The organism is Paenibacillus sp. FSL R7-0302, from assembly GCF_038006885.1.
In the GTDB taxonomy this organism is placed as follows: Bacteria; Bacillota; Bacilli; order Paenibacillales; family Paenibacillaceae; genus Paenibacillus_AQ.
Window position 1 is genome coordinate 5,048,243 of sequence record NZ_JBBOWB010000001.1, and the last position, 14,073, is coordinate 5,062,315.

12 protein-coding genes and 1 pseudogene are annotated in these 14,073 nt (G+C 54.0%); 3 read left to right on the forward strand and 10 right to left on the reverse strand.

The features are described from left to right. Positions 1–3: 3 nt before the first annotated feature. The 5 genes from MKY96_RS21690 to MKY96_RS21710 form a co-directional block, all read right to left on the reverse strand. Positions 4–756: an amino acid ABC transporter ATP-binding protein gene (locus MKY96_RS21690; protein ID WP_340943196.1), complete on the reverse strand. Its 753-nt coding sequence runs from the start codon at positions 754–756 to the stop codon at positions 4–6. After that, positions 753–1,463 (reverse strand): amino acid ABC transporter permease, encoded by a 711-nt coding sequence (locus MKY96_RS21695; RefSeq protein ID WP_340943200.1) that lies wholly within the window; start codon positions 1,461–1,463, stop codon positions 753–755. The genes MKY96_RS21690 and MKY96_RS21695 overlap by 4 nt, the downstream gene beginning before the upstream one ends. Then, the gene (locus tag MKY96_RS21700) at positions 1,460–2,245 is read right to left on the reverse strand and encodes an amino acid ABC transporter permease (RefSeq protein WP_340943202.1); all 786 of its coding nucleotides are present in this window, start codon (positions 2,243–2,245) and stop codon (positions 1,460–1,462) included. Before MKY96_RS21700 ends, MKY96_RS21695 begins: the two co-directional genes overlap by 4 nt. Positions 2,246–2,279: 34 nt before the next feature. Further along, the gene (locus MKY96_RS21705; RefSeq protein WP_340943204.1) at positions 2,280–3,152 is read right to left on the reverse strand and encodes a transporter substrate-binding domain-containing protein; all 873 of its coding nucleotides are present in this window, start codon (positions 3,150–3,152) and stop codon (positions 2,280–2,282) included. A gap of 122 nt (positions 3,153–3,274) precedes the next feature. Beyond that, positions 3,275–4,162 carry a LysR family transcriptional regulator gene (locus tag MKY96_RS21710; protein WP_340943206.1) on the reverse strand — a complete coding sequence of 296 codons (888 nt, stop codon included), beginning with the start codon at positions 4,160–4,162 and terminating at the stop codon, positions 3,275–3,277. 275 nt (positions 4,163–4,437) lie between these two features. Between MKY96_RS21710 and MKY96_RS21715 the strand changes: the two genes are divergently transcribed. After that, positions 4,438–5,004, forward strand: coding sequence for a GNAT family N-acetyltransferase (locus MKY96_RS21715; RefSeq protein ID WP_340943207.1), 567 nt, complete (start codon positions 4,438–4,440; stop codon positions 5,002–5,004). A gap of 580 nt (positions 5,005–5,584) precedes the next feature. On the opposite strand, the gene MKY96_RS21720 is transcribed toward MKY96_RS21715, so the two are convergent. After that, a complete protein-coding gene (locus MKY96_RS21720) occupies positions 5,585–6,250 on the reverse strand; it encodes a vWA domain-containing protein (RefSeq protein WP_340944699.1) in 666 nt (221 codons plus the stop codon). A gap of 234 nt (positions 6,251–6,484) precedes the next feature. Then, positions 6,485–6,958: pseudogene (locus MKY96_RS21725) on the reverse strand (TerD family protein); the annotation flags it as partial. A 144-nt stretch (positions 6,959–7,102) separates the two neighbouring features. Here MKY96_RS21725 and MKY96_RS21730 point away from each other — a divergent pair. Then, positions 7,103–8,470, forward strand: coding sequence for a TerD family protein (locus MKY96_RS21730; protein WP_340943209.1), 1,368 nt, complete (start codon positions 7,103–7,105; stop codon positions 8,468–8,470). A gap of 119 nt (positions 8,471–8,589) precedes the next feature. Here MKY96_RS21730 and MKY96_RS21735 read toward each other — a convergent pair whose 3' ends face one another. After that, complete coding sequence (locus tag MKY96_RS21735) at positions 8,590–9,546, reverse strand: 3'-5' exoribonuclease YhaM family protein (RefSeq protein ID WP_340943211.1); 957 nt, start codon at positions 9,544–9,546, stop codon at positions 8,590–8,592. 192 nt (positions 9,547–9,738) lie between these two features. After that, positions 9,739–12,012: an FMN-binding protein gene (locus MKY96_RS21740; protein ID WP_340943212.1), complete on the reverse strand. Its 2,274-nt coding sequence runs from the start codon at positions 12,010–12,012 to the stop codon at positions 9,739–9,741. Positions 12,013–12,496: 484 nt separating this feature from the next. On the opposite strand from MKY96_RS21740, the gene hemH reads away from it, so the two are divergent. Further along, the gene (hemH, locus tag MKY96_RS21745; protein ID WP_340943213.1) at positions 12,497–13,522 is read left to right on the forward strand and encodes a ferrochelatase; all 1,026 of its coding nucleotides are present in this window, start codon (positions 12,497–12,499) and stop codon (positions 13,520–13,522) included. Positions 13,523–13,594: 72 nt separating this feature from the next. Here hemH and MKY96_RS21750 read toward each other — a convergent pair whose 3' ends face one another. Beyond that, positions 13,595–14,050 (reverse strand): IDEAL domain-containing protein, encoded by a 456-nt coding sequence (locus MKY96_RS21750; protein WP_076076971.1) that lies wholly within the window; start codon positions 14,048–14,050, stop codon positions 13,595–13,597. Positions 14,051–14,073: the final 23 nt, after the last annotated feature.

Consider the following 14,073-nt stretch of genomic DNA (forward strand, 5'->3'; position numbering starts at 1 on the left):
CTCCTAGATGGAATAGTTCAGCTCCGGCGTAATCCGCTTCAGGAACTGCTTCGTTCGTTCTTCACGCGGGTGGTTGAATACTTCCGTAGGTGTGCCCTCCTCGACAATCACTCCGCCGTCCATAAATACCACATGATTCGCCACATCGCGGGCAAACCCCATTTCATGCGTCACCACAATCATCGTGATGCCTTCCTTGGCGATCTTGCGGATCACCGCAAGCACTTCGCCCACCAGCTCCGGGTCCAGTGCCGAGGTCGGTTCATCGAAGAGGATGACCTCCGGCTCGAGTGCGAGCGCCCGGGCAATCCCGACCCGCTGCTGCTGGCCGCCGGAGAGCTGGCTCGGATAGGCATCCAGCTTGGCGCCGAGGCCGACCTTCTCCAGCAGGGCGATGCTCTTCTCCCTCGCTGCCTCCTTCGGCAGCTTCTTGACGATCAGGAGGCCCTCCATCACATTCTCCAGCGCGGTTTTGTGCCGGAACAGATTATATTGCTGGAAGACCATGGCCGTCTTTTGCCGGAGCTGGTGGATTTCCTTCTTACGGGCGTGCCGGAAGTCCAGCTTGAAGTCCCCAATGGAGATTTCGCCGCCGCTGGGCTTCTCCAGCACATTCACGCAGCGCAGCAGGGTGGTTTTGCCGGAGCCGCTGGGACCGAGAATGACCACCACCTCGCCCTTGGACACCTCCAGATCAATCTGGTTCAGCACCTGATGGCGCCCGAACGACTTCGACAGCTGTGACAGCTTAATCATGCGACTCCCCCCCGGTTATATAGATTTATCCTTTTCTCAATCAGGGCCGTTGCCCGCTCAATGAGGAATGTCAGTCCCCAGAAGATCAGCGCCGCCGCAAGGTAGGCCTCGAAGAATTTCCAGTTGGTTGAAGCGACAATCTGCGCCTGGGCATTGATATCCACCACCGATACGGTAAAAGCCAGCGTAGACCCGTGCAGCATCCCGATCACGGAATTCGACAGATTCGGCAGGCTCGCCGCCAGCGCCTGAGGGAACACAATCCTCCGCAACGCCTGCGGAGTGCTCATCCCGATGGAATGGGCCGCTTCGAGCTGACCGCGATCCACCGCCAGCAGTCCGGAGCGCACCACCTCGGACATATAGGCCCCCGCTGTAATGGAGAAAGAAATATAGGCGAAGCCGATCATCGGTATCGATACCGAGCGGAAGCTCCAGCCGAACTGTGCAGCAAGCCCGTCGATGATCATCGGCAGCCCGAAATAGATCAGCAGCAGATGCGTCAGCATCGGGGTGCCGCGGATGAATGTGACATACCCTGCGGCCAGCGGATACAGCCCGGGGACTCTATAAATCCGGATCAGGGCCACAGCCGTACCAATAACGAAGCCTGCCAGCACCGACACAACCGTAATATACAGCGTCGTAGGAATGGCTCCCAGAATCTGCAGGAAGGCCGTCCAGATAAACGATGGGTCCAGCTTCATAACGTGCCGCCTCCTTTACCCGCTCCCATATCCGCAACGATTGTGCGGTAGGATGCTTTTCGCTGCAGAGTGAACCGCTTCTTCGCCGGGCTGTCCTGAGCTTCATGCCGGAGTAACCGGCGCTCCGCCACCAGCAGCAGCTTCTCAATGCACAAGCTGATCACAAGATAGATAAGAGCAAGTGCAATATACGTCTCAATGAAATGCTGGGTCGCGCTGCCCAGGGTCTGAGCCTTGCCCGTCATCTCCATCACTCCCAGCGTGAACGCCAGCGAAGTATCCTTCAGCAGCGCGATGACCAGGTTCGAGAAGACGGGAATCGCAATTCCCAGCGCCTGAGGCAGCACAATACGGGTAAAAGCCTGGTAAGAGGTCATCCCCGTAGCGTAAGCCGCTTCCACCTGGCCTTTATCAACAGCCGTTACCGAGGCGCGGATCATCTCCGACATGAAGGCCCCGGTATGCAGACCGTAAGTCAGAATCACGAACACCAGCACCGGAGTCCGCGTCATATCCAGATTCACCAGCTTCAGCACTTCAGGCAGACCGTAATAGAACAGGAATAATTGAATCAGAATGGGCGTCCCCCGGAAAAAAGAGATGTACACCTCAGCGCAGGTCTTCAGGACCGGCACCTTATACAGGCGGGGAAGCGCAATGATAAATCCGACAACCATTCCTGCGAGTAGCGAACAGGCTACGATCAGCAGCGTGGTGCTCAGCGTAGTCAGCAGCTTGGGCAGGAACGAGAAGACAAAACCTAGATCAAACGGTGCACCCATCCTGCACCTCCTTTCCGCTGTATGGGCCTGCGCATTATTGAACCGATGAGGTGGTGACGTCCGCCCCCAGCCACTGTGTGCTTATTTTGCCAAGGGTGCCGTCTGTCTTAAGCTCCTTGACCACACCGTCAATGGCATCCGACAGCTTCTGCGAAGGGGCATCATCCTTGCGCAGCACATACAGAATATCAGCGGAGGACAGCTCGGGACCTACCGCCTGCAGCTTGCTCTGCGGGTCGATGATCGGCAATACGAAATCCGCAGCAAGTGTAGCATCCACTCTTCCTGAATCAATCTGGCTGACCGTATCATTGGCGGCACCGTTCTGATAGACAATTTGGATTGAATCCGCACCGTGCTCCTTGTTATAATTCTCAAGAATTTGCGCTTGTGCGCTGGTCGCGCCGGTCAGCACCTTCTTACCTTTCAAGTCATCCAGTGTCTGGATGGAATCATTGCCTTTGGCTACAACGATGCGGTTTCTCCAGTGAGCATAGGCTTCTTTGTTAAAAGCGTACTTTTGCTCCCGCTCCGGGTTCTTCTCCATGACATGGGCCACCAGGTCAATCTTCTTCGTCTCAAGGCTCAGCAGCAGATTGCTGAAGTCCATCGTCTGGAATTCAAACTCATACTCCGGCAGGCGCTTGTCAATCTCCTTCAGCAGCTCTACATCGAAGCCGGTCAGCTTGCCGTTCTCATCGATGAAGCAGACATTGGGAAAAACGGTGCCGGTGCCGACCACGATCTTTGTCACCTTAGCCGGATCGGCGGCAGCAGCCGTGGACTCCGGACTATTCGGAGATGCTGCCTCCGCTACCTTGCCGTTATTTGCGCTGTTATTGGTGCCGCAGCCAGCGATCAGCAGTGTTAGTACAAGTGTGGATGCGAACGAAATGGTCTTGTTCATCTCTCAAACCCCTTTTCAATTTAGATAATCCCTATCTGTTTAGTGGTGATTATATGCAATTAACTTTATCACTGCACGCTGCCATGCGCTAATAGAGTTTCTTAATATGGTTATTCAAGAAGTCAATTCAGCTTACTCAACGTCCCCGTCCCCAGCTCCAGCAGGGTGTCCAGGAACTCCGCGTTCTCCCCGTTCAGTGAGATCAGGCTGGTCCGCAGGGAGATGCCTTCGGTCTCCGTGATATCCACCCTTACCAGCGTTCCCGCCTCTACCTCATCCTGCACACTCAAGGCTGGAAGGAAGCAGATTCCCGCTTGCTTCAGCACCAGCTTCTTGGCGGTCTCCAGGTTATCCACCTGATAGACAATGCCCGGCGGACGCTCCATGCTCTCGAATACCCGGTGCAGACGCATCCAGTCCAGCGAGCCGCATTCGAAGAATACGAGGGTCTGCTCAGAGATCTCCCGGATCGAAGCGCGGCCCTTGCGGGCCAGCGGATGACCGGCATACACATACAGCGAGATCGGGTCTTCACAGAAAGGGAACGACTGGATGGCCGGATTCACTACCTTGCGGATAAAAGCGAGATCGATCTCCTTCGCCTTCAGCTTCTCAATCAATACTTCCGTAGGAGCAGTCGTCAGCTTCATACGGATGTGGGGATACCGCCGCTTCAAATGCAGCAGCAGACGGGGCATCAGATAATTGGAGACCGATACGGTGCTGCCGATCCTCAGTTCGCCGGGGATTTGGCCTTTGGATTGAATCTGATGCCTGCCGTTCTGATAGACCTGCAGAATTTGCTGCGCATAGGGGAGGAACTGGCGGCCTTTATCCGTCAGGTTAATCTGCTTGCCCAGCCGGTCGAATACTTTGCAGTCCAGCTCCCGTTCCAGTGACTGGATACGGGCCGTCACTGTCGGCTGCGAGATATAGAGCACATCTGCCGCTTTGTTGAAGCTTCCGTAGTGGTTAATGTAGACAAAAGCCTCAATGTTCTCGATATTCAAGCGTAATCCCCCTCCGCATTTTATAATTTTTACTATTCCAATCGACTAACAATGAATTAGGGCCGCACTTTCCTATAGAATTTGTTTATATCTTAGTCACCGGCCCTTTTTTTGTCAACAGACTTATTGTGTAACATACGGCCTTAACCATTACATTGATCACAATTACAGATAGAACTTTTCTATCCATTAATCAAAATCATTAAATCCCTCTTATACTTATCGGATTTATAGATTATAATAACAAAACACCATTACCGGACAGGAGGCACCAGATGAATCACTCAGCAGAACTTGTAATCCGTGAAGCCGCAGCTTCCGACCGTGAAGCCATTGCCGGGGTCTTGCTCGAAGCTTACAGCGAATATGCAGCCGTGCTGCCCGAACCGTTCTGGGCGGAGTACCGGGATTCTATTCTCGGCTCCGTTCATGGCGATGCACCCGTCTCCCGGATTGTAGCGGAGCTGGACGGACAAATTGTAGGGAGCGTGCTGCTGTTCACCTCCTCAGAGGCTGCTTACGGCAGGCCGGAGCTTGGCATCCATACACCGATCATCCGTCTGCTGGCCGTATCTCCGGCGGTCCGGGGACGCGGGGTGGCCAGACTTCTGATCCGTGAAGCCGCAGAAAGGGCTGTTGCGCTAGGGGGAGCCAGCTTAAATCTTCATACTTCGGATATGATGGCCTCTGCGATTAAATTGTACGAGGGATTAGGCTTCAAGCGGGCTTATGAAACGGATTTGAAGAACGGGGATACTCTGGTCAAAGGCTACCGTCTGGAGCTGCCGGTCTCCGCCGGTTCACACGCGGAACCAACTTCTACAGCCAGGATAACGGGCTAAGCTGTGCTTTTGTTACGGCACATTAGGGGCTTATTAGGGCTTATCGATTTGTTACGGCTTAGTAGAGCTTATTACGGCTTATAACGGTGATTCAGCGGAGCAGTGTAGGGCTACGTTTGGGGGGGGGGGCAACTTGAGCCGGGAAATTGCAAAAATCCTGCCCAAAAGACAACAATCCCCTCTCCATCCGCACCAAAATTCGAAATTGTTGTCTAAAAGTCAGCATTTCTCCTCTTCCGGGCGGCTTAACGGGGCAATTCCTGCATTTGTTGCAACAATCCCCTTGGACGCCTAAGTATCCGGGAATCAAAGCTGCAAAACATGCAACATTCCTCGCGTTGCAGTGCTATCCGGCCCCAGTAAGGGAGCAAACATAGCCCGATATGGATGCCCTCACAGACCGGAACAGCACGGCCCAATGTGAATGCTGCTACTGTACGGTGGCACTACAGCTTATTGTGATTGCCGCTTCAGAGCGGGGCACCACGACTCAATATGAATGCTGCTACTGAGCGGGGCACCACGCCTCCATGTGATTGCTGCTACTGAGCGGTTGTTCCACGCTTCCCTGCGAATGCTGCTACAGAATACCCTTCGCCTTCGCTGCCTTCAGCCACTGCGGGAATTCATTCAGCAGCTGGTCATACAGCTCCTCATCGGATACGTCTTCAATCCGGTCCAGATGGATGAAGCTGGCGTTATCCACCAGTCTGCCGCTCATCGTGTCGAGCTGCTTCAGCACCTCGAAGTCGGAGTCGCCGATGCCGACAAACTGCCAGAAGACCGGAAGCGAGGAGGCAGCCATAATGACTTTGCGGGTCAGTTTGACCACACCGCCGTCATTGATGAAGATAATGAACACTGGCGTCGTGTCCGGCTCCTCCTTGGTGTATTTTTCAATAACATCATTCATCACCGGCGGTTCGTTATTGCGCCCGAACTTATGAATTGAATCGTTGTTCATAATATGAGTGAAGACATAGCTGCCAAGCTCCTGCTCGGTAACCGGCGGAAGTCTGCTGAATTCCGTATCATAGACCCACACATCCAGGGAGCCGTTATCATCGAACTTGCTGGCAACCGCGAGGATACGTTCTACCACCTCCTGCACCACCCCTCTGGCATAGAGGCTGCGCATGGAGCCGGTGATGTCCAGCACGATACCCACTCTTGCGGTTACACCGGTGAGCTGTTTTTTGACCAGGGTGAGCTCCACGATCTTTTTGCGCAGATTAATCGAAGACAACACATTCACCGGAGGCTCCGCCTCGGGCTGACGGATTACCTCCGGGGTCTTATTCACCACCTCAGGTGCCTGCTCCACTAGCTCAGATGTCTGCTCCACTACTTCAGGTGTTCGCTCCAATACCTCAGCCGCCGCTGCGGCTTCGTTCCCGGACTCCTGCTCCACCTCAAGCCCGTAGCTTCGGCACAAGGCTGCAAGTCCTCCATTATACCCGCTGCCAATGGCACTGAACTTCCACTCTCCCTGATGGCGGTACAGCTCCCCGGCTACGACGGCTGTCTCCTCTGACAGATCCGCCCCATACTCGAAGCGGTACAGCTCTTCCCCAGTCCTGCGGTCTGTCAGCGTTAGCTGCAAGCCGGACAGATCCTTCATCCGGTGGTTGCGCTGCTCGCCCTCATAGATCGTCAAGGTTACCGCAATGCGGGCATAATGCTGAGGTATTCTCGATAACGAAATGGACAGGTCCGCCCCGTTCTCCCCCTCCGCAGAATGCGCTACTCCCCCCTCCCTCGACACCGGATTCCCGTAAAATATAAAATCCTCATCCCGTTCACACCGGTTCTGATCCGACAATAGAAAGGCTGCCGCATCGACGCCCACTCCGCTATGCTGCGTGTTCCAGCGAAGCTGGATGGATATCTCGTGAGCCTCTCTTCCTTTGGTGAGTTCGACCTTTTGACCTTTTGACAGCTGCAAGTCCTTCATCTCCTCTTCATAGCAGTCTATTCCAGAAGTTCATAGATAAGGTATACCCCATCGAGGCAGTCTTGCACAACCTGAACAGATTGTATTTCCAGCATTGCTCCTATAATATGAAAGGTATTAGATGATAGATAGGGGCTTTACCTGATGGACTTTACTGCGATAGACTTTGAGACTGCCAATTCCGGCCGCTCCAGCGCCTGTGCCCTGGGGCTTGTTCAAGTCCGGGACGGTATCGTTACAGCGGAACATAACTGGCTGATTGATCCGCGGCAGCGGTTCGACGGGATGAATATTGCCATTCATGGCATTACGCCCTCGATGGTCAGAGGCCAGCCTACCTTCGCCGAGCTGTGGCCCACGGTGGAGCCGCTGCTGCAGGGAGAGATTGTGATCGCGCATAATGCCGCCTTCGATATGAGTGTGCTGCGCTACTGCCTGGATGACTACTCTCTCTGCTATCCCGGCTTTCAATATTTATGTACCTACCTGCTCGGCAAAAAAATGCTCCAGGACCTTCCCTCCCATAAGCTGAATGTCATCTCGGCGCATTTCGGCATCCGGCTGAAGCACCATGATGCCCTGGAGGATGCCAGAGCTTCTGCACTGATTCTCCTGAAATTGATGGAGCAGTGGCAGCAGTTCGATCCGCTGCTCTTAGCCGGCAGCCAGGGCTACAAGGCCGGGACGATGTATGACGGCGGGTATACGCCGTTCAAGGCAGCGCCCAAGAAGGCCGCGAAGAAGCCGGCCGCCGGGAAGAAGGCATCGGCCAGTCCTGCGGTCGATGTTAGCCCAGGATTGCCGGTGGGCGGAACGGTGGCCGGGCAGTCGCCAGGTGAAGCGCCAGCGGCATCGCCCGGTAAGCTTCCGGCGGAAGCATCGCCAGCCGCCGGAGGTGCGGCTGTCCCCATATTGGTGCGGGGGCAGCGAGTCGATATCGGCGATAAGCTCAGCGCTTCCAGACTCCTTGCCGCTGTGGAGTGGGATGCACCGGCTTCGCACCCGGAAGCGAGCCAGCCGGAGACCGCTGCCTTCCTGCTCCGGGAGAGCGGACGCTGTAAGCAAGAGCGGGAGCTTATCTTCTCTGGGAATATGGAAGACCCTAGCGGTTCCGTCTTCTGCTCTAAGCCCGCTGCGCACATGGGACATCTGTATCTTCAGCTGACCAGCCTGCCTGCAGCCATCACGCGGATTGCGCTGGCCTTCACGGTTGCGGAGTTCAGCGGTGACCGGAATCCGGGCCCGGTCTGGAACGCTTCCGTATCACTGGTTGATTCCCGGACGGGAGTCAGACTGGCCGTATTCCCCTTTGGCCGGAACATTATGCCAGGCATCTCCGTTGTTATCGGCGAGTTCTACCGTTATAAGGACAAATGGAGATTTGCTGCAATTGGCGAGGGGTTCGCGGGCGGACTCCGCGCCCTGTGCAGCCACTATGGCCTGGAAGCGGACAGTGCCGCGAAGGCACAGGCAGAATCCGCCGCAGCAGCGGAGGCTGAAGATAACGGCTGAATGATGCTGGTGTCTCCCTGAACATCTGGTTTATTTCCCATCGCAGCGCCAAATGTGTTCGGTTTTTCGCATACGTTCTGCGTCCTGATCTATTTTCAGAGAAACAAGGGTCTCAATCGTTATATCTTCAGCCGGTAGACGGCCTTATTCTCCAGTCCTCTAATGAACGGCGTCCATTCCTCCGTCTCCGGAGTGGTATCAAGGGCGTCCTCCACCATTTGCAGCTTGGCATCCATCGCATCGATATGATGCAGGGCAACCGCTTCAGCCGTCTGGGGCTGGACCGGGCTTCCCCACTCACCCAGATTATGATGGGATAAGACGAGATGCTGAAGCGCTAGGATTTTCTCGGATTCCAGATCAATGCCGGTGCGGATTGCCGCTTCGGTAATCCAGCTGGAGGCCATGGAGATATGCCCGATCAGCTTGCCCTTCACACTGTAGTCCGACACAATGCCATACTGCGAGATCATCTCTTCCGGCTTGGCGATATCATGGAGGATAATGCCCGCTCTCATCAGATCAGGATTCAGGAACGGACGCTGCTTACACAGGAAATCCCCAATCTCCAGCATACGGACCATGTGATAAGCAAGCCCGGCGAAATAGGCATGATGATGGGTCTTGGCCGCCGGATAATGCATCAGCTTCTCCTCAACCTTCCCTACACAGAAGTTCACAATCGCTGCAATCTCCGGATCGGCAATACTCGCCATCTCGTTCTTAATCGTATGGACCAGGTCCACAGGACGCACCGGGGCCGAGCGGATGAAGTCGGTCAGCGATACCCCGTCGGATTCATTGACCAGTCTGAGCTTGGTGATTTTGACCTGGAGCTTCTCGCGGTACGTATGAGCCATCCCCCGGACCTTCACCAGCGCCATCGGGAAAAAAGTCTCCTTATCCGTCACGCTGACGTCCCAGTATTTGGCCGAAATCTGGCCGCTGGCATCACCTAGTACAATATCGAAGTAATCCTTGGGAGGAGTCCCGTTCGTCTGTTTCAGCACCAGTTCTCTAAGCAGATAGAAACCGGTGAATTCATCCTGCGGGGCTAGCTGTTTGATTAATGTCATTGTGAAGCCTCCTATGACTTACAGGCCTGGGCCTGCTGGGTATATTAGTGTGTATATTAGAGGTTTGACACTCCCTTCCCAAATCCCTTTAAATTACTATACGATCGGCATTTCTATTTATGTCCGCACCTGAAAAAAGGGCTGTCCCGGCCATTTGTATGGCCAAAGACAACCCTTAGTGAATGGATTCAGTTATTTGCCGGCGGATTCGAGCGCAGCTTTGATCGCTTCTACCGCTTTGGCGGAGATGGCTTTCTGGGCATCATTCGCTCCAAAGGCTGCTGCACGGTACCCGTACTTATGCAGTCCTTTGCCGTTCGAGGTATTCTCGATCTCGTATTTCACCAGCAGCTCATCATCCGTCAGATTATATCTTACTTTACCTTTATCATCCAGGTAGTACACAGCCATAGTTACTGGAACATTATACTTAGTAGTAACCATAACATTTACAGTCTTATCCACACTTGCACCGATGAAAATCCCGTCGAAGTACGCGGCCTTATCCGTTTCCGTAATTTCCGCTTTACCATAAGCTCTGTCAACGGCTGCCTTCAGCGCATTGCTGCTGCTCGTAGCGCCGGATACCGCATCCACATCCTGAGCGCCTTCTCTTGTGCCTGCGGCCAGGAAGCTTGCGGTCAGCACCGGAATTGCTTTTTGCACCTCGGCATAAGCGGCTTTGCCCAGATCCACCATGTTCATGCCTACACGGGACAGAGCCACATTAACGATCTTGCCGTTACGCAGTGTAACGTCTGCTTTGTTGGTGCCTTTGTCATAAGCATCACCATAAGCGGTGAAGGTGCCGTCTTTATAAGTGCCTTGTACTTTGGAAGCATTGGTCAAAGCATCAGCCAGCGCTGCCTTCGCAGCAGCCGACAGGGCTTCCTGTCCGGCGATATCAGGAGCCTGCACGCCGCTTGCGAGCAGTCCTGCGGTCAGCTTGTCGACCAGTGATTTCTGTTCTTCGGTACGCTTGTCATCTGCAATCAGCTTGCCGTCTGCGCCGAACAGGCTCAGCTTGATGCCCGTTACCTGATCCGCATCGATATCAACCAGCAGCATAACCTTGGACTGATTATCCACACCGGCAAATTTACCATCGAAGCTTTGACCTTCACCCGGAGTCTTCAAGGCTTTCTCGAAGGCCCGCTCTACCGCCTGATTCCAGCCATGGCTGCTCTCGGTGGCTCCGGAGATTCCATCTACCTTCTCATTATAGTTAGCGATATAAGAGCCGTTAGCCAGCAATTTGGCTGTCATCGGAGCATTAGCCTTCACAACCTCGGCATAGGCGGTTGCCCCTCTGTCGATCAGGTTGCTGCCAAGTCTGAACAGCTTCACATCCACCAGCTTGCCGTTACGGATCACAACATCCGCTCTCTCTACGCCTACACTTCTTGCTGTACCGTAGGAAGAGTAGAATCCGTCAACATAAGCAGCCTTGTTGTTGATGCTGGCATTCTGTTCGGCATCCCAGAAGGCGTTCACTGCGGCTTTGCTCTCGGCCTCGAAGCCGGCTACCGGCTGCGCTCCAGCACCTTTGGCGAGCAGTGCAGGAGTGATTGCTGCAATCGCTGCGGTCTGTTCAGCCGTATATGTCTTCTCATCCACGAAATCTCCGGTAGCGCTCAGCGGATACAATTTCACCGCAGTCAGCTTGTTTGCTTCATAGGTAGCAAACACTGCATATTTGGCCTCAGGGTCTACGCCCATGTGGACTCCGTCAAAATAAGTGGCATCAGCCGCTTGGTGCGCAAGCGATCGCTCAAAAGCTCTGTCAACAGACAGTTTCCAGCCGTTGCTGGTACGGGTTGCACCGGATACAGCGTCAACCGCAGCCGCGCCGTCTCTGGTTTTGCCCATCAATCTGTCTTTCATCAGGCCGTAGGCTGCCCACACGCCGCTGTAATTCTCACGGGCATTGCGGTCGATGATCTTCGGGCTGGTTCTGAGCAGCTCGATATCGGCGATCTTGCCGTCCTTAATCGTTACCTTTGCACCCTCTGTACCTTTGGAATACGCATCGCCATAGGCTACATATACTCCATCCTGATATACATCCTTGTGCACAGTAACTGGTGCTGCTGTTGCTACAGGCTTTGCAGTTGCCGCTGGCTTCGCAGAAGCCTTGGCGGAAGCCGCCGGTGCAGCTGTCGCCTTAGGAGTGGCCGCCGGTTTGGCTGTTGCTTTCGGGGTTGCCGCCGGTTTGGCTGTTGCCTTCGGGGTTGCTGCCGGTTTGGCTGTTGCCTTCGGGGTTGCCGCCGGTTTGGCTGTTGCCTTCGGAGTGGCTGCCGGTTTGGCTGTTGCCTTCGGAGCTGGTTTAGCAGTCGCTGCCGGCGCTTCTTCCGAGGCTGCTGAAACCGCATCCACCTTCAGGTTCAAGGCAGGTGCGTTAATCGTGTAGGCAAATGGCGCGAGCAGCAAGGCTGCGCTTACAGTCAAAGAAATTAATTTTTTCAAATGCGTATTCTCCTTTATTATTCCCCAGTAGTATGTAGCGTTTTCAAACCGTTTTGGTCCATTCATTTCCTTGTGATTACGAAGAGCAGCCAACTCTTCCTGAACGTCTCCCACTCCTTCCTTCATTCCTGCTCGGCCCAGCCCGTGTAAGAAAAGATTCATCTATATATACAATCTTTCAAAAGGTGAAACAATTCACATATTGAAGTGAATTAATTCACATAAGTGGACTTCAAGCTGCTGGTGAATATTTCTGGCTTGATGGTAACAAAATTGAAACTCTTTTCTCTGTGTAGAAAATCACATACCCTATAAGAAACATCACTTTTTTGCAAGAACACAAAATATATACTTCTTCCACCTCTCATAATCTCCCATATCCTCCTTCATATGATAACCGTGAGATATATTATATTGTGCGATTGGGCTTGAATATGATATTTTAAAACGATGTCATGTTCATGGAAGGGAGTAACAGCTGCTGATGAATCAGTCGTGTATAGGCGTTATTCTTGCTCAGATCGGAACCCCTGACGCCCCGAGCGCCAAGGCGGTCCGCCCCTATCTCAAGCGATTTTTGTCTGACCGCAGAATTATTGATTATCATCCGCTGCTCTGGCAGCCGCTGCTGCGCGGCATTATTCTGCGCACCCGTCCGCGCCGGTCCGCGAAGCTCTATCAGGAGATCTGGATGGAAGAAGGCTCGCCTCTGCTCGTCCACTCCAGAGCACAGCAGGCTGCGCTCCAGACACTGCTGGGCAGCAGCTATCAAGTCGAGCTGGGGCTTGCTTACAGCACACCCGGTATGGCCGAAGCCTTTCACAAGCTGGAAGCTTCGGGAGTGACCCGTATCATCGTTCTTCCGTTATTTCCCCAGTATTCCTCAACAACAACAGCTTCCGTCTATGAAGCTGCAAGCTTCGCCGCTCTGGGACGGCATAGCCGCTACGGGCAGGTATCCAAACGCTTCGTTCCGGCGCTGCGGTTCGTAGAAGCCTACCATGATGCCCCCGGCTACATTGCAGCGATGCAATCCTTATTGCGGCGGCAGATCCGCGCAATGAGTGAAGAGCCGGATTATTATGTCCTGTCCTTCCATGGCATTCCCCGCCGATATGCCGAGACCGGAGATCCCTATCCGCAGCAGTGCCAGGAGACAGGCCGTCTGCTCGCAGAAGCGATGGGCTGGACCCCGGAACGGTGGCAGCTCTCCTTCCAGTCCCGTTTCGGGCCGGAGACCTGGGTCGGTCCGTCGACTGCGGATACGCTGAAGGAGCTTCACGGACGCGGAATCCGGAGGCCGCTGATTTTCTCACCCGGACTTGTCACGGACTGCCTCGAAACGCTGCATGAGTTGGCCGTAGAAGGCCGGGAGCTCTTCGCCATGGGCGGCGGGAACGCTGAGATGCTGGAGGTGGCCCCTTGTCTGAACGACACGAAAGAATGGATCAGCTTCCTCGCAGAACGGGTAGACTGCTCCGCCCAGGGCTGGCTGTCTTCCGCCGAATGAAGACAACACAAACGCCCGGTCTCAGGGATGCCATCATCCTGTGAGCCGGGCGTTTTATTTTAAATAGTACGATTACTGAACCGTGAGCTGTTTATATTTGGCAGTCAGTTCCTCGAACCACTGCTTATCCTGCAAAGTCAGCGCAAAATCAATCAATTCGGCAATCTCATCAGGCTGCAGATCCGGCGAATCCTTGAAGCTGATCTCTGCCGAAGCCGCTGCTTCCCCCTCCGAGCCCTCCGCAAAATCATAGGAGAACATTAGCTTAATGTCACTTTCCAGAAACTCATTGCGCAGGAAGTAGAGCACCTCACACATCAGAACAGGTCTGACATGGTTCTCGAACACACAATCCATGACCTTTGCCCAATAATGCTGGTTGCTGAGATGCAGCTTATCGTTGGTCAGCAGGTATTGCTCACCCTGATAATCATTGACAAATTTCAGTTCAACCGGCTCCATTTTAAAAATACCGGCAATTTGCTTCCTGGTGATATTCAAGATGTCCTGTGTTTCTAATCTCATCATTCTCATGCACCCCGTTCCTCATG